Raw genomic sequence first — 17,187 nt, 5'->3', positions numbered from 1 at the left:
AGAATTATGAAAACTATAAAACATATCACGGGAATATCGGTAATCTTTTTTCTTTTACTAATCCCTCAGCAAGTAGAAGCCCAGTTCTGGAAAAAAGTGGCGCAAACTGCTGAGAAAGCTGCTGAGAAAACCGTTCTAAAGAAAACAGAAGAAAAAGTATCAAAAAAGACAAGTAAAACGATTGACGATACAGTTGATGGAAAATCCAAAAAGAAGAAGAAAAGCAAGAGTAAAAAGAAGAAGAAAAAAGGAGCAGTCATTTCTTCTAATAATAAAGAAGAAAGAGCAATAAATGAAACTGAAAATCGAGAACCTTCCTTTACCGCGTATTCTAAGTTTGATTTTGTGGCTGGAGAAAAAATAATTGCCTTCGAAGATTTTAGCCAGGATGAAATCGGTGATTTGCCTGCACGTTGGAACTCTTCTAATTCGGCAGAGGTAGTTACTCTTAATAATCAAGAAAGTCGCTTTATCCAAATAGGAACAGGGACTGGATCTTATGTTCCGGAATTTATAGAAGAATTTCCTGAAAATTTTACTTTAGAATATGATATAGTGTTTGATTTTGATGTGTCTAAATATGCTTATAAGCGTGATCTCCACGTTGTTTTTTCTGATGTGAAAAATTCAGGGTATGAATTACAAAAAGGGACTCCTGGAAAAAACGGATTCTCTTTCGTTATTCGAGGAGGAATAAGTGGTGGCGGAAAAGTTGATATTCAGAAATATTGTTCAGATCGTAATTTAAATCTACGCTCTGATAAAAAATTTGGAAAGCTAAATAAAGATAATAATGGTAGAGGTAAAAAGATGCACATTTCTATTTGGAAACAAAAACAAAGAATGAGAGTGTATATAGATGAACAAAAGGTGTTTGATATACCTAGGGCATTTGAAAAAAATGTAGTAATTAAGAATTTAAAATTTTTCTCAGAAACGACACCAGAAAATACATTTTACTATTTAGGTAATATTAGGTATGCAGTTGGCAAACCTGATATGCGAAATAAGCTAATTACAGAAGGTAAGTTGGTTACTTATGGAATTACTTTTGATACTGGAAAAGCTACCATAAAACCGGAATCTTACGGTACAATTAAAAAAATTGCTAATGTTCTTTCTGATCATACTGATGTAAAAGTTCTAATCACAGGTCATACAGATACAGATGGAGATGATGTTTTTAATCAAAAACTTTCTGAAAAAAGAGCAGTATCTGTTAAGGAAATACTTGTAAATGAATTTGGAGTTGATGCCTCTAGGTTGAAAACGGATGGTAAAGGGGAAAGTGACCCGATTGCTGCTGAAAATACATTAGAGGCTAAGGCAAAAAACAGAAGAGTAGAATTTAAAAAGATTTAATTTTTTTAAAAATAATTTCTCAAATGTTTACCTCAGTAGTTTCTTAAACACTAAATAATAAATTATCTAACAATTAAAAGAAAACACAATGAATTTAAGAGTAAAGAGAATAAGTATGTTATTGATGATAGCCGTTGCTGCTATATTTCAATCTTGTAGTAGTGAAGACGATGGATTAGTTTTAGAAAACGAAAATCAATTAGAAAATATTCAAGAACGTATAGAGCAATATCAGGGATCTATAGAGAATATTGAAGCGCCTGAAGCGATGGAACAGTACGCCACAGAAAATACCTATGCATCCAATGCTGTTTTTTCATTAGCATCGTTACAAGTGCAGGCGTTAGCGTATTCATCTATCTTTCTGTCAATTCCTAATGATGCAGAACAACAAAGTAGTATTGGTAAAAGTGGTCAAAATACGCGTACTTGGATATGGAGCTATGGTGGAGTTACATTGTATTATACGGTAACATCAGATGCTGCTTTTGATTATTTTACATACGATATTGAAGAAGGTGGTATTCGTAGAAACTTTTATGAAGGTAGAATTAGTAGAGATGGTACTTTTTTTGAAGTAAGGTTTAATGGAGAAGATGGAGAGTTCTTGTCAATGACTTACAATAAAACAGGAAGTATCATTAATTTTACAATAGAAGATGGAAATAATGACAAAATAGAACTTGTTTTTAATGAAATAGATCAATCTGGATCTATAAAAGCTTACGAAGCAGGAGTTTTAACGGAAAGTTTTGTTTGGTCATCTAATGGAACAGGAGTGTATACAAACCATGGTACAGGAGAAACTTTTTCTTGGCCTTAGAATCAAAAAAGTATTAAAAAGATTATTAGGAAAAATTATATACATCATTTGTATATGATTTTTCCTTTTTTTATTATAAATATTTAAAAAAAAATGTTTTTTTTTCGCATTTATTAGCCTGTGGTTTTACCGTAGAATCGATGGTTTTTAGGTTTTGTTTTTTTACTATAAAAAACGGTGTTAGCAGGTGAAAAATAAGTAATTACTGAGGTTACTAACAACGTTGTTTATATCTTTTTATTTATGATTAAAAATCTAATAATCAATGATTTAAGTATAATTTGTTAATTACTGGATTTTAACCGTTAATTCCCGTCGTGTTGAAAACTTTGTTGAAAACGTTTGCTAACTTTTTGTGAAACTTCTAGCACATTTTTTGATCTTTGTTAGTCCGTAGCGGAAAAGAAAAAAACATAAAACTAGCTAAAAGAAAAAAGATGAATGCAGTAGAGCCGATCTTGCAAGAAAATAAAGACAGATTTGTAATTTTTCCTATCAAACATCATGATATTTGGGATTGGTACAAAAAATCAGAGGCTAGTTTCTGGACAGCTGAAGAAATTGATTTACATCAGGACATTACTGATTGGGCAACTAAATTAACAAATGATGAGCGATATTTCATTAAACATATTTTAGCATTCTTTGCCGCTTCAGACGGAATTGTAAATGAAAATCTTGCAGAGAATTTTGTAAACGAAGTTCAGTATAGTGAAGCAAAATTCTTTTATGGTTTTCAGATTATGATGGAGAATATCCATTCTGAAACCTATTCTTTATTGATCGACACCTATGTGAAAGATGAAAAGGAAAAAGATATTTTGTTTAAAGCAATAGATAATTTTCCTGCAATTAAGAAAAAAGCAGATTGGGCTTTAAAATGGATTGAATCAGATTCTTTTGCAGAACGTTTAATTGCATTTGCTGCAGTAGAAGGGATATTCTTTTCTGGAGCATTTTGTTCAATTTTTTGGTTAAAGAAACGTGGTTTAATGCCAGGTCTTACTTTTTCTAATGAGTTAATTTCTAGAGATGAAGGTGTGCATTGTGATTTTGCAGTGCATTTACATAATAAACACTTGGTAAATAAAGTGCCTAAAGAAAGAATTCGTTCGATTATAGTAGATGCTTTAAATATAGAAAGAGAATTTGTTACTGAATCACTTCCTGTGAGTTTGATTGGGATGAATTCTAAATTAATGACGCAATACTTAGAATTTGTTACTGACAGATTATTAGTAGAGCTAGAGTGTGAAAAAGAATACGGTACTGCTAATCCGTTTGATTTTATGGATATGATTTCGTTACAAGGGAAAACTAATTTCTTTGAAAAACGAGTTTCAGAATACCAAAAAGCAGGAGTGCTTAATAAAGATACAGGAGAAAATAAAATAAGTTTTGATGCTGATTTTTAAGCTTTAAAATTCATTTTAAAATAAAAATACATTCATTCTGAGCTAATCAAGAATAGAACTTCTATTTGAATAATGATTAGCTCAGTTTGATAAAGCTTTCTATAAGCTTTATAAAAAAAACGAAAGAAGGCGAAAGTCATATAATTATATTTTACTTAATAAGAATAACGCTGGTTATTATCAGGGGTTTCTTTTTAGTATCTGATTTCTGGGGGAATCACTTATAATTATCTATTACGGATTTCAGTAAAGGAGAAAAATAACACAAATTAATATCACGTTCTTCAGAAGGAGAATTTTATAAAACCAAAAGCGTATGTATGTAGTAAAAAGAGACGGTCACAAGGAGCCAATTATGTTTGACAAAATTACCGCAAGGGTAAGGAAGTTATGTTATGGATTAAATGCTCTTGTCGATCCAGTGAAAGTAGCAATGAGAGTGATTGAAGGATTGTATGATGGGGTAACTACTAGTGAACTGGATAATCTGGCTGCAGAAATTGCTGCTACTATGACGATTGCCCATCCTGATTACGCTAAATTGGCTGCTCGTATTTCGGTTTCGAATCTACATAAAAATACGAAAAAGACATTTTCTGAAGTAGTTACAGATTTGTATGAATATGTAAATCCTAGAAATGGTAAGAAAGGTCCGCTAATTGCGGATGATGTATATGATGTAATTATGACTAACAAGGAAAAGTTAGACTCTACGATTATATATAACCGCGATTTTGGATACGATTATTTTGGTTTTAAAACATTAGAGCGCTCTTACTTATTAAAAATTAATGGTAAGATTGCAGAACGTCCTCAGCATATGCTAATGAGAGTTTCTATTGGGATTCATCTAAATGATCTGGATGCAGCAATAGAAACGTATGAGTTGATGTCTAAAAAATATTTTACACACGCAACACCAACATTATTTAATTCAGGAACACCAAAACCACAAATGTCATCTTGTTTCCTTTTAGCAATGAAAGATGATAGTATTGATGGTATTTATGATACGCTAAAGCAAACGGCTAAGATCTCTCAATCTGCGGGTGGAATAGGATTATCTATACATAATGTTCGTGCTACAGGTTCATATATTGCAGGTACAAATGGAACTTCTAATGGAATTGTTCCAATGTTACAAGTGTATAATGATACAGCGCGTTATGTGGATCAAGGTGGAGGAAAACGTAAAGGTTCTTTCGCAATCTATGTGGAACCTTGGCATGCTGATATTTTTGATTTCTTAGACCTTAAGAAAAACCATGGTAAAGAGGAAATGCGAGCACGTGATTTATTCTATGCAATGTGGATTCCGGATTTATTTATGAAACGTGTGCAGGATGATGCAGAATGGACATTAATGTGTCCTAATGAATGTCCTGGGTTGTTTGATATCCATAGTGATGCGTTTGAGGAAGCATATTTAAGTTTCGAAGCAGCAGGAAAAGGTCGTAGAACTATAAAAGCAAGAGAGCTTTGGGAAAAAATTCTAGAATCTCAGATCGAGACTGGAACTCCATATATGTTGTATAAAGATGCAGCAAATCGCAAATCCAATCAGCAGAATTTAGGTACAATCCGTTCTTCTAATTTATGTACAGAGATCATAGAATATACAAGCCCTGATGAAGTAGCTGTATGTAATTTGGCTTCTATTGCATTGCCAATGTTTGTGAAAAACGGAACGTTTGATCACGAAGAACTTTTTAGAATTACAAAGAGAGTTACTAAAAATCTTAATAGGGTAATTGATCGTAATTATTATCCCGTAAAAGAAGCTGAAAATTCTAATATGCGTCACCGTCCTATTGGATTAGGTGTGCAGGGATTAGCAGATGCTTTTATCGAGTTACGTTTACCTTTTACTAGTGATGAGGCTAAAAAATTAAATCAAGAGATTTTTGAAACCTTATACTTTGCAGCTGTTACTGCATCTATGGAAGAAGCTACAACAGATGGACCGTATCAAACATATGAAGGATCACCTATTTCTAAAGGAGAATTCCAGTATAACTTATGGGGAATTAAAGACGAAGAACTAAGTGGTCGTTGGGATTGGTCTAGTCTTAGAAAAGAAGTACAAGAGAATGGAGTGCGTAACTCATTATTAGTGGCTCCTATGCCAACAGCATCAACTTCTCAGATCTTAGGAAATAATGAAGCTTTTGAACCATATACAAGTAATATATATACAAGGCGCGTATTATCAGGAGAATTTATTGTAGTAAATAAACACCTTTTAGAAGATCTTGTACAATTAAATTTATGGAGTGATGATCTTAAGGATGCGATTATGCGTGCTAATGGATCTATTCAAAATATAGATATCATCCCTCAGGATCTTAAAGAGCTTTATAAGACAGTTTGGGAATTGAGTATGAAAGATATTATCGATATGTCTCGTCACAGAGGGTATTTTATTGATCAGTCTCAATCACTAAATCTATTTATGGAAGGTGCTACAATGGCAAAACTTACTTCAATGCATTTCTATGCTTGGAAGAGTGGATTAAAAACAGGTATGTATTACCTGAGAACTAAGTCTGCTGTAGATGCGATTAAGTTTACACTTAAAACGGAAAAGAAAGAACAGCCGCAAGCAGAACAAGTAGCAGTTGCAGCAGCACAAGTAATGGAAGCACAATCTGCTCCCAAAACACAACCAGAACCTGAAGCAGTGCAAGTTGCTGCAGAAGGGACAGCCTTGACTCCGGAGGAGCTTCGTGCGATTATTGCACAATCAAAAGAAGCAGAGGGAGATGATTGTTTAATGTGTGGGTCTTAAAAAGACCATTTATATAGGGCAAAAGGGAAGTTTTCTGTATAGAAGCTTCCCTTTTTTGTATATTCGATTTTTCTTAAAATTATGATGAACTGGGAACAACTCCTATCCTTAAAAAGACAAGGAGATACGAATAAAAGATTACGTAAAGAACAAGATGAAACTCGATTAGGTTTTGAAGTAGATTATGATAGAATCATATTTTCTTCGGCATTTAGAAGTTTACAGGATAAAACTCAGGTAATTCCATTATCCAAAACCAGTTTTGTACATACTAGATTAACACATAGTCTAGAAGTTTCTGTTGTTGGACGTTCTTTGGGTAGAGTAGTAGGGAAAAGGATTTTAGAAAAGCATCCACATCTTAGTACTATTCATGGATATCAGTTTAATGATTTTGGAGCAATTGTCGCTGCAGCTTCCTTATCACACGATATTGGGAATCCTCCTTTTGGACATTCTGGAGAAAAAGCTATTGGCGAATATTTTGCCACAGGTGAAGGAAAAAAATATAAAGAACTTTTAACCTCTAAGGAATATCAAGATCTTATAGATTTTGAAGGAAATGCTAATGGGTTTAAAATTTTAACTGAATCCAGACAAGGTATAGAAGGAGGGTTACGATTATCATATGCTACACTAGGAGCTTTTATGAAGTATCCTAAAGAGTCTTTGCCAAAGAAACCAACTTCGCATATTGCACATAAGAAATTTGGGTATTTTCAGAATGAAAGTTCTTTTTTTAAAGAAGTAGCAGATGAAGTGGGGTTGCTTTCTTATCAAATAGGAAATGAAACGACCTATAGTCGTCATCCGCTTACATTTTTGGTAGAAGCAGCAGATGATATTTGTTATACAATTATAGATTTTGAAGATGGTATTAATTTAGGGTTGATACAAGAAGAATACGCTTTAGAATATCTAATTAAGTTAGTAAAAGACACAATTAATACTTCAAAATATAACAGTCTGACCACTACTGCGGATCGTTTGAGTTACTTAAGAGCATTAGCAATTAATACATTGATACAAGAAGCTTCACATACTTTTGTTCAGTACGAGGAGGAAATATTATCAGGGAATTTTGACATAGCATTGATTGATAAAAGTAGGTATCAAGCGCAGATTGATGACATTATTAAGATTAGTGTAGATAAGATATATCAAAGTTCGGAGGTTGTAGAGAAAGAGATTGCAGGATATGAGATTCTTGCTACTTTATTGGATCGATATTGTACTGCGATGGATAATTTTAATAATGAGCGAGCCTCTAATTATGATAAACTCATTCTAAAAGCCGAAGGAAGTAATTTCGACTATAAAAATGATGATCTGTATACCAGATTAATTAGTATTAGTAATTATGTTGCCAGTCTTACAGATGGAAATGCACTATTGAAATTTCAGAAAATACGTGGATTACAGGTATAAAAAGCCATCCACTTTATGAATAAAAAAGGACGGCTTTGTTTTAAAGAGAGTTATTGTTTTGTATAGGTGTCAACGGTAATAAATGTATCTGAACCTTCAGTGTCTATATACTCTAATTTTAATGTAATAGCTGTCAATTCAATTATTTTTTCAGAATCTTGATCGGATCCTTCGAGAGTCTCTGTATTAAGAATATTATCAGAAGTTAAAGACCACGTATAATCGGTACTCGTAAATATCGTACATGAATTACCCTCAAGTCCAGCCTCAGTGTAAACAGCACGATTTTCGCCCTGTTCGACAGATAATTGTACAGAGTAAAGCAGATCACATTCATCAAGTTGTATTGCTGTTCCATTCTCAGTTACGGAAATTAATTTCCACGCTCCAATTAAATTAGCTTCGGTAATTTCAAAAGTTTCGGTTGTACCATCATCATCACTACCACAAGAGAATAAAGTAATTGTCAATAGTAAGGTTAAAAATAGATTTAGCTTTTTCATAATTAAAAAGTTGTTTTTGTTTATTAATAATTGGCGAAATAAGTATTTTTTGATCTGTTGAAAAATCTTCTCATTAAATAGTGTATGAATTCACGAATATGTTACTATTTTTTTTGAAAAAATTTTCACGGAAATTTTTCTAACCTATTTTCGTGTTGTTATTATTATTTGAAAAAGTAGTGTAAGATTCAATGTATGATGTCTTTGATTTTAGTATCGCCGAAATATATCAAATACAGAGGTTGTAGAGAAAGAGGTTGTAGAGAAAGAGGTTGTAGAGAAAGAGGTTGTAGAGAAAGAGGTTGTAGAGAAAGAGGTTGTAAGATATTAGATTCTAGCCACATTATTAGATCTATACCGTACTGCAAATCATAATTTTAATGAAGAAAAAACTTTTAATTATGACAAGTTAATTCTAAAAGCAGGAGGAAGTAGTTTTGGATATAAAAACGATGATATTTATATTAGATTAATTAGTATTAGTAAGTATGTTATTAGTTTCACGGATGAAAATACATTATTAAAATTTCAGAAGATTAATGGGTTAGAAATTTAATTATAATAACTTTCTAATTGATAATTATGGCTGTGTCTAAGATGTAATTAAGGATAATTGCGTGTTCTAGTTCTAAAAATGATAATAACAAAGAAGATTTAGCGGTATTTGCGTCTATATATGAGGCTATAATATGGTTGATACTAAATATATAAAGGTCTATAATTAGTTATTCTTCTATAACTAATTTGACTTATTCATAATTATCGAGAGTGTTGATGATTCTTTTGATTTATGTGTATTTCGTTGAACATATGTTAATTTTTAAAGCTTTTTGGGCTTATAGACAAAAAAATATTCAATAAAAGTGGGTGATTGAAAGGTAATTATATATTTTAGCAATTAAAATTTAGTATTTTTTTAAGAAAATTTTGATAAGACAATTCTTAAAAATATATTTTTTCATGAAACTTAATTATTTTATTGTTATGAATAAAAATTATTTTAAACTCTTCATTTTTATAATTGGAGTACATTTTGGTTTTGCCCAAAATCAGGATAACGTTAGTGTTATTAAAGACTATTTAGTCACATCCGGAATGGATCAAAAAGATGTTAGTGATCTTGAGATACAGTCACAATCTTTTTCAAAAAGCATGAACTTAACGAATGTTTATGTGGTGCAAAAATATAATGGATTTCCTATTAAGAATACCGTAGGTAATTTTGCTATTAAAGATGGGAAGGTTGTACATTTTTCTGGTAAACTTATTAATGATTTGCAGTCCAAGATTAATACAGGAACTGCACAGTTATCTGCGACAAGTGCGGTTCAAAAAGCTGCAATAGCACTTAATATTACGGATATTGGTAATATAACGATTATCAATAAATCAAGTGCTTCTAAAGTAATGGTATCTAAGTCTAATATCTCTGTTGATGAAATTCCAGTAGAGCTGATATATGAATTAAGAGAAGATCAATTATTATTGTCTTGGGATTTAAGTATACATGCGAAGGACGGTGAGAATTGGTATAGTGTTAGAATTGATGCTAACAGTGGAGAAATGATTAGTAAGGACAATTGGATGACTAAATGTACTTTTGATCATAATACTTCTATTAAAAAAGGAGTAAATAATAATAAAGCAAATTCATTTGGATTTAACACTAAATCTGAGAGCGCACCATTATTAATGGATGGTACGTACAATGTGTTCAAAATTCCAGCAATAGAGAGTCCTAATCATGGTAGTAGAACTATGGAGACAAATCCTGCAAATGCAGTAGCGTCTCCATTCGGATGGCATGATACAAATGGAGCAGCTGGAGCAGAGTTCACGACAACACAAGGTAATAATGTTTTGGCTGCAGATGATTTAAATGGAGATAATTCTCCAGGAAATCAACCAGATGGAGGCGCGAATCTTATATTTGATTATCCTTTTGATCCCACAGCGCCAATTTCTGCATATCAGGATGCTTCCATAACGAATATGTTTTATGTAAGTAACGTTACACATGATGTTTGGTATCAGTATGGGTTCGATGAAGAATCAGGAAATTTTCAGGTTAATAACTACGGTAAAGGAGGAGTCGAAGGTGATGAGGTATTGGCAGATGGACAAGATGGATCGGGTATAAACAATGCTAATTTTGGAACTCCGCCAGATGGGGCTAACCCAAGAATGCAAATGTTTTTGTGGAACCCAGAGAATCAATTTTTATTTACTGTAAATAATACACCATTAGCAGGTTCGTATAGAGTTCTAAATAATTCTTTTGACAATGGTTCTATTGAGCCACCTTTTGCGCCTGCTGGGATTACAGCAGATTTAGTATTGACAGTAGATGATAATGCCACCCCAGATCCGAATGATGCATGTTCGGTTATTACAAATACAGCAGAAATGAATGGGAATATTGCTGTGGTTAGAAGAGGAGAATGTAATTTTGATGCTAAAGTGTTAGAAGCTCAACGAGCCGGAGCAGTTGCTTTGTTACTTGTAAATAATGTTCCTGGTGATATAGTCATGGGTGGTGATGGTAGTAATTTCATTAACATTCCTGCGTTTAGTATCAATCAAGCAGATGGAGAAGCACTTGTAGTACAATTGGCAAGTGGAGCGGTAAATGTTACATTGGCTTCTGAGATAAGAGAAAACTGGATCGTTGGTGCAGATGGTTCATTTGATAATGGTATTATAGTTCACGAAATTGGACATGGAATTTCTACACGTCTTACTGGAGGAGCTTCTAATTCAGGTTGTTTGAGAGGTGATGAGCAGATGGGTGAAGGTTGGTCTGACTGGTTTGCATTGATGATGACTATTCAATCTGGAGATACAGGTGCTGAAGCAAGAGGTATTGGTACTTATGCTATAGGGCAGCCAACTACCGGAGGAGGAATTAGACCTTTTCCATATAGTACGAATACAACTACAAACCCTGTTGATTATGCTAGTATTAGTGATGATACTAGATTTTCTATACCTCACGGAGTAGGTTCTGTATGGGCTTCTATATTATGGGATATGACATGGGCATTTATTGACAGAGATGGTTTTGATCCAGATCTTTATAATGGAACAGGTGGAAATAACTTAGCAATGCAGTTGGTGATTGATGGTTTAAAATTACAAGCGTGTACTCCAGGTTTTGTAGATGGTAGAGATGGAATTCTTGCCGCTGCTGATTTACTGCCAAATAGTGATAATAATAAATGTCTTATCTGGAGCGTATTTGCGAAAAGAGGAGTTGGATTTAGTGCAGATCAAGGACTTTCTTCTAGTAGAGCTGATCAAACACCAGCTTTTGATTTACCACCAACATCTCAATTAGATTGTACTGATTTCACTTTAGGTGTTGATGATGTAAATGAAGGTGTATTCCAAATATATCCAAATCCTTCTACAGGAGCGTTTGATATTAGAGTTGCTGAAAATGTAGGAAATAGTACAATATCAATATTTGATATAAACGGAAGAGTAGTCTATAAGGATGAAACTGTACTTACGAGTACACATAGAATAGATACCAATCTTAGATCTGGAATCTATTTATTAAGAATAGAAGCAGAAAATGGTACTGCCGTTTCAACTTCTAAAATTGTAATTCAGTAAGGGTAGTATTCTTATGATTTAATATATAGAGGTTGTCTGTAAAGACAACCTCTTTTTTTATTCTTTTATTAGGAAAATATTCTGTGGTTTTCGGCACTAGTAAAAGCGTTAATAGTTTAAAAGGGAGAAATCCCAATGATTACCTATTGGGTTTACCTGGAGGATTATTTACTAAATATACTTAAGGATAGTATTGGCGATTCCTTTAACTGAAATACCGCAAATTTCTTGTAATTCTTGTGTTGTTCCGTGGTGAATGAATTGATCAGGGACTCCAAGATTTATAATTTTTACAGAAAAATTGTTTTGATTTGCGAAAGTTATGATTGTGTTTCCAAAACCACCATTGATTGCGCCATCTTCGACGGTAATAACGGTTTTGTATTTTAGTAATATTTCTTTTAGTAAATCTGAATCCAGAGGTTTTATAAAGCAAAAATGATAGTGACTTACTTTTTCTTCAATAGCTTTTAAAGTATCAGTAACGTTCGCTCCAATAGTGCCAGTAGATATCATTGCAATTTCTGATGTTGATTTAGTAATACATTTCCCTTTTCCTATAGGCATTTTTTGCATACCTATTTGCCAATCTTTAATAGTACCTCTTCCTCTTGGGTATCTAATGGCAATCGGATGTTTTAATCCTAAAGAAGCTGTGTAGAGAAGATTTCTTAATTCTATTTCATTAGCAGGAGCCGCTATAAGCATATTTGGGATACAGTTTAGATATGAAATATCAAAAATACCGTGATGTGTTGCTCCATCAGCACCGACTAATCCGGCACGATCTATACAGAAGATAACAGGCAGGTTTTGCAAAGCAACATCGTGGATCAATTGATCATAAGCACGTTGTAAAAAGGTAGAATAGATAGTACAAAACACAACTAATCCCTGGGTTGCCATCCCTGCAGCTAATGTAACTGCGTGTTGTTCGGCTATACCTACGTCAAATGCTCTATCTGGCATCTCTTCCATCATATATTTTAGCGAACTACCGGTTGGCATAGCTGGGGTGATACCAATAATTTTTTTATTTTCTCTTGCTAATTCTATAATGGTATATCCAAATACATCCTGAAATTTAGGGGGTTGTTGTGTATTCTTTTTAGGGAGTAAATCTCCAGTAACAGCATCAAATTTACCAGGAGCGTGATATGTTACTTGATTTTCTTCAGCTTGCTTTAATCCTTTGCCTTTGGTTGTTATAATATGCAAAAGCTTTGGCCCTTTTAGGGTCTTTAACTTTTCTAAAGTTTCCAGAAGTTTAGGTAGATCATGTCCATCAATAGGTCCGAAATATGCAAAATTTAGTGCTTCTATTATATTGTCCGTTTTGGGTTTGTATCCAACTTTTGCTTTGGTTAAGTATTCTTTTAAAGCACCTACGCTTGGATCAATTCCGATAGAATTATCATTGAGTATGATCAGCATATTGGCATCTGTAACTCCTGCATGATTCAGTCCCTCGAAAGCCATTCCGCTTGCAATAGAAGCGTCGCCAATGACGGCGATGTGTTGTTTTTCGATGGCTCCTTTTAATTTTGAAGCAATTGCCATTCCCAAAGTAGCAGAAATAGAGGTGGAAGAGTGTCCAACACCAAAGGTGTCATATTCACTTTCATTACGCTTTGGGAAACCGCTAATCCCATTTAATTGTCTATTTGTATGAAAAGAATTCTTTCTACCGGTTAGTATTTTATGCGGATATGCTTGATGTCCTACATCCCAAACTAATAAGTCGTTAGGAGTATCAAAACAATAATGCAAAGCAATCGTAAGTTCTATAACACCTAGACTTGCTCCTAAATGACCTTCTTTGGTTGCTACAATATTAATCACAAAATCTCGTAACTCTTTGGCTAAATCAGGTAGCTGATCCATAGAAAGTTTACGAAGGTCTTCAGGATAATCAATATGCGAAAGTAATGTGTCTTTCATACCGTAAAAGTACTATTTTGAAATGAGCTGTTATAATTAAGTTTATAACGACTAGCGTAGTTTATGGACTAATAATAGATAAGGTTAGAAAGATGTTTGAAAATAATTGATAGAATAGTTTAGATAAACTTTTATTCAATGGAAATAAGAAGGATTATATTTATTAGTTTTACTTAAAATTCAATAATATATGTTCGACCCATATGACGATTCACATTTTATGAGAAAAGCGCTTCAGGAAGCTGAGGCGGCTTATGATAAAGGAGAAATACCTATTGGAGCGGTAATAGTAGTAGCTGATAGAGTTATCGCAAGAGCACATAATCTTACTGAACTATTAAACGACGTTACTGCTCATGCAGAAATGCAAGCCATTACAGCGGCAGCTAATTTTTTAGGAGGGAAATATCTTAAAGAATGTACATTATACGTAACTATTGAACCTTGCCAAATGTGTGCCGGAGCCTTATTTTGGTCTCAAATAGGTAAAATCGTATATGGAGCAAGAGATGAGCAACGTGGATGTATAAACATGGGGACAAAACTACATCCTAAAACCAAAATGACTGGAGGTATACTTGAGGAAGAGTGTGGGGATATACTGAAACGATTTTTTGTTGAAAAACGTAATTTAAATTGATGTCAGTTTTGAAACTATGAAAAATACAATTGCAGAGCGAATTCAGGATTTTTTAAAACAGTTTCCTCCTTTTAGTATGTTAGAAAAGGACGAGCTTCTTATGATTTCCAGTCAAATTAGAGTATTGTATTTAGAAAAAGGGGAGTATGTTTTTAGGCAAGATGAAAAATGTCATGATGAGTTTTATATTGTAAGAGAAGGGGCGATTGGATTATATCGCAATGCTGATAATGAGCAAGATTTAGTTGATATATGTGATTCTGGAGATCTTTTTGGACTTCGTATTATGATTATAAAGAAAGATTACCGAATGTCGGCCAAGGCAGACGAAGAGTCTATTGTATATGCGATTCCATCAATGGTTTTTAAACCTTTTATTGATGAAAATAAAGAAGTAAATAAATTCTTGTTAGAAACTTTTGCAGCACATGCTAGGAACTATTATACGGAGACTGCAAAAGGGAATAAGATTGATAATACAATTTCGATTGATATAGCAAAAGACCTTTCTACATTACGTACTGTTTCTTATCGAAAGAAACCACTTACTTGTTCGCCAAACGTCATTGTAAAAGATATTGCCTTAAAGATGAATCTTCATAAAGCAAACTCTATAGTGGTAGTGGACGAAAATAAATATCCCTTGGGTATTATAACTGATAGTAACCTAAGAGCAAAAGTTGCAACTGGTTTGTTCCCTGCTACATCTATAGTTACTGAGATAATGACCGCTCCTGTAAAAACATATTCTAAGAAAATCACTGTTGCCGAGGCTCAGATTGCGTTGATCAAAAATAATATAAGTCACTTGTGTATTACTAAAGACGGAACCCGTAATACAAAATTGGTAGGTGTTTTTTCTAACCATGATTTACTAGTGTCTTTTGGGAATAATCCTTCGGTACTGATAAAGGAAATTAAACGTGTAAGGAAGATAGAAAGACTTCGTTATATAAGAAAACAAGTAGAAAAGTTACTTAAAACATATTTAGAGCAGGATATACCCACACTACATATACTAAATCTTATTTCTGAAATAAATGATGCATTAGTAGTAAGGACAATAGAATTGTCATTGAAACAAATGTCTTCACCAATACCTGTAAAATTTAGTTTTTTGGTGTTAGGAAGTCAAGGCCGAAGAGAGCAGTTATTAGTGACTGATCAAGATAATGCAATTGTGTTTGAAGATGTTAGTGAAGAGAAACGTGAAGCCGTACAAGCATACTTTTTAGAGCTAGCTAGAAAAATCACTAAAAGTTTGCATACTATTGGTTTTGAATATTGCCCAGCAGAAATGATGGCAAGTAATCCGAGATGGTGTATGTCTGTTTCAGAATGGGAAACGCAATTTAGAGACTGGATGACAATCCCTACAGAAGAAAGTACATTATTATCATCTATTTTCTTTGATTTTCAATTAGTTTATGGAGATTCGAATATGGAAAATCAGCTATCAAATGTGGTTTTTGATGGTGTAAATAAAAGTAACAGGTTTTTGGCTTTATTGGGAGTTAGCGCGTTAAAAAAACCATCACCTTTAGGGTTTTTTAAACAGTTTTTAGTAGAGCAAAATGGAGAACATAAGGATACTTTTGATATTAAGACCAGAGCAATGATGGTACTTATTGATGGTGCTCGAATTTTAACCTTGTATCATAACTTACAAGGAGTAAATAACACATTACTTCGTTATGAAAAACTTGCGGAATTAGAGCCTAATAATAAAGAACTTTTTGAGAGTTGTGCAAAAGCATTTAGGGTGTTGCTTAAATTTAGAACCCGTCAAGGGTTACTGCATAAAGACTCTGGTAGATTTATCAAGTTAAGTACACTTAGCAAAAGAGATAAACTAAGACTTAAAAGATGCTTTAGACCTATACGAGATATACAAGAAATATTAAGAGTCCGTTTTCAGCTTAAAACATTTATGTAGATGGGTTTGTGGTCAAGAAAAAATAATAAAGAAGTTCCCAGTTTCTGGGTAGACTATCTTACACTTTTTGATAATAAACAACGAAAATTACCGATTGATAAAGTTCGTTTTGTTGCATTTGATACAGAAACTACTGGTTTTGATTATATAGACGATAGAGTTTTGTCTATAGGAGCTGTTGCTATAAATAATACTGCCATTGACGTGGTGGACCAGCTGGAGCTATATTTAAAACAAGATGTTTTTAATTCGGATACTGTAGAGATTCACGGAATTCGAAAAAATAATAGTTTAGATACTGTATCAGAATCTCAGGCTATTGAGATGTTTATTAAGTATATTGGAAATTCTATTTTGATAGCACACCATGCTAATTTTGATAGAAATATGATAAATAAGATTTTACAGAGGCATGGATTAGGAACCTTAAAGAATAAGTTTTTGGATACAGGTGTTCTTTTTGGTAAAACGAAACACTTAGTATACCGTAGTCATCGAAAACACACAAATTACAGTTTAGATGAATTATGTGATGATCTAATGATCTCTAAAAGTGATAGACATACCGCCTCTGGAGACGCATTTATTACCGCTATGGCATTTCTTAAAATTATAACAAAATTGAAGGTAAATAAAACGGATAAAGTTTCTATTCTTTTCTAATATTTGAATAATTAGCGTGAGTTCGATGTAAGAAAATTTACGTCAATCAGAGTGATTTTCGATAGAAAAG

The 17,187-nt window shown here is 33.2% G+C and carries 11 protein-coding genes; 9 read left to right on the top strand and 2 right to left on the bottom strand.

Features of this window, described 5'->3' with window-relative positions:
• The first annotated feature begins 6 nt into the window (after nt 1–6).
• The 5 genes from Q0921_RS15370 (at nt 7) to dgt (ending at nt 7,816) form a co-directional block, all read left to right on the top strand.
• Nucleotides 7–1,362: an OmpA family protein gene (locus Q0921_RS15370; protein WP_299258378.1), complete on the top strand. Its 1,356-nt coding sequence runs from the start codon at nt 7–9 to the stop codon at nt 1,360–1,362.
• Nucleotides 1,363–1,450: 88 nt separating this feature from the next.
• Nucleotides 1,451–2,185, top strand: coding sequence for a hypothetical protein (locus tag Q0921_RS15365; RefSeq protein WP_299258376.1), 735 nt, complete (start codon nt 1,451–1,453; stop codon nt 2,183–2,185).
• 437 nt (nt 2,186–2,622) lie between these two features.
• Nucleotides 2,623–3,600 carry a ribonucleotide-diphosphate reductase subunit beta gene (locus Q0921_RS15360; RefSeq protein WP_299258374.1) on the top strand — a complete coding sequence of 326 codons (978 nt, stop codon included), beginning with the start codon at nt 2,623–2,625 and terminating at the stop codon, nt 3,598–3,600.
• Between the two features lie 316 nt (nt 3,601–3,916).
• Nucleotides 3,917–6,388, top strand: a complete 2,472-nt coding sequence (locus tag Q0921_RS15355; RefSeq protein WP_299258372.1) for a ribonucleoside-diphosphate reductase subunit alpha — start codon at nt 3,917–3,919, stop codon at nt 6,386–6,388.
• A gap of 84 nt (nt 6,389–6,472) precedes the next feature.
• Nucleotides 6,473–7,816, top strand: a complete 1,344-nt coding sequence (gene dgt / locus Q0921_RS15350; protein WP_299259125.1) for a dGTP triphosphohydrolase — start codon at nt 6,473–6,475, stop codon at nt 7,814–7,816.
• Between the two features lie 50 nt (nt 7,817–7,866).
• On the opposite strand, the gene Q0921_RS15345 is transcribed toward dgt, so the two are convergent.
• Entirely contained in the window at nt 7,867–8,319 is a 453-nt protein-coding gene (locus tag Q0921_RS15345; protein WP_299258370.1) for a lipocalin family protein, read from the bottom strand.
• 960 nt (nt 8,320–9,279) lie between these two features.
• Here Q0921_RS15345 and Q0921_RS15340 point away from each other — a divergent pair.
• Nucleotides 9,280–11,937: a T9SS-dependent M36 family metallopeptidase gene (locus tag Q0921_RS15340; protein ID WP_299258368.1), complete on the top strand. Its 2,658-nt coding sequence runs from the start codon at nt 9,280–9,282 to the stop codon at nt 11,935–11,937.
• Between the two features lie 171 nt (nt 11,938–12,108).
• Here Q0921_RS15340 and Q0921_RS15335 read toward each other — a convergent pair whose 3' ends face one another.
• Nucleotides 12,109–13,878: a 1-deoxy-D-xylulose-5-phosphate synthase gene (locus Q0921_RS15335; protein WP_299258366.1), complete on the bottom strand. Its 1,770-nt coding sequence runs from the start codon at nt 13,876–13,878 to the stop codon at nt 12,109–12,111.
• A 190-nt stretch (nt 13,879–14,068) separates the two neighbouring features.
• On the opposite strand from Q0921_RS15335, the gene Q0921_RS15330 reads away from it, so the two are divergent.
• From Q0921_RS15330 to Q0921_RS15320, 3 genes are read left to right on the top strand one after another with little or no spacing between them, the layout of a single operon-like run.
• Nucleotides 14,069–14,518 carry a nucleoside deaminase gene (locus Q0921_RS15330; protein ID WP_299258364.1) on the top strand — a complete coding sequence of 150 codons (450 nt, stop codon included), beginning with the start codon at nt 14,069–14,071 and terminating at the stop codon, nt 14,516–14,518.
• Nucleotides 14,519–14,534: 16 nt separating this feature from the next.
• Nucleotides 14,535–16,454 (top strand): DUF294 nucleotidyltransferase-like domain-containing protein, encoded by a 1,920-nt coding sequence (locus Q0921_RS15325; protein ID WP_299258362.1) that lies wholly within the window; start codon nt 14,535–14,537, stop codon nt 16,452–16,454.
• Entirely contained in the window at nt 16,455–17,117 is a 663-nt protein-coding gene (locus Q0921_RS15320) for a 3'-5' exonuclease (RefSeq protein ID WP_299258360.1), read from the top strand.
• Nucleotides 17,118–17,187: the final 70 nt, after the last annotated feature.

It is taken from the genome of uncultured Aquimarina sp. (genome assembly GCF_947496855.1).
In the GTDB taxonomy this organism is placed as follows: Bacteria; Bacteroidota; Bacteroidia; order Flavobacteriales; family Flavobacteriaceae; genus Aquimarina.
The sequence above is the reverse complement of the archived record's forward strand: the minus strand, read 5'-3'. Positions and strand labels throughout refer to the sequence as shown.

Bases quoted from the DNA above. Each gene is read 5' to 3' on its own strand.
- Q0921_RS15340 (WP_299258368.1), top strand. From the start codon at position 9,280: ATGAAACTTAATTATTTTATTGTTATGAATAAAAATTATTTTAAACTC.
- Q0921_RS15335 (WP_299258366.1), bottom strand. From the start codon at position 13,878: ATGAAAGACACATTACTTTCGCATATTGATTATCCTGAAGACCTTCGT.
- Q0921_RS15365 (WP_299258376.1), top strand. From the start codon at position 1,451: ATGAATTTAAGAGTAAAGAGAATAAGTATGTTATTGATGATAGCCGTT.
- Q0921_RS15360 (WP_299258374.1), top strand. From the start codon at position 2,623: ATGAATGCAGTAGAGCCGATCTTGCAAGAAAATAAAGACAGATTTGTA.
- Q0921_RS15345 (WP_299258370.1), bottom strand. From the start codon at position 8,319: ATGAAAAAGCTAAATCTATTTTTAACCTTACTATTGACAATTACTTTA.
- Q0921_RS15325 (WP_299258362.1), top strand. From the start codon at position 14,535: ATGAAAAATACAATTGCAGAGCGAATTCAGGATTTTTTAAAACAGTTT.
- dgt (WP_299259125.1), top strand. From the start codon at position 6,473: ATGAACTGGGAACAACTCCTATCCTTAAAAAGACAAGGAGATACGAAT.
- Q0921_RS15370 (WP_299258378.1), top strand. From the start codon at position 7: ATGAAAACTATAAAACATATCACGGGAATATCGGTAATCTTTTTTCTT.
- Q0921_RS15355 (WP_299258372.1), top strand. From the start codon at position 3,917: ATGTATGTAGTAAAAAGAGACGGTCACAAGGAGCCAATTATGTTTGAC.
- Q0921_RS15320 (WP_299258360.1), top strand. From the start codon at position 16,455: ATGGGTTTGTGGTCAAGAAAAAATAATAAAGAAGTTCCCAGTTTCTGG.
- Q0921_RS15330 (WP_299258364.1), top strand. From the start codon at position 14,069: ATGTTCGACCCATATGACGATTCACATTTTATGAGAAAAGCGCTTCAG.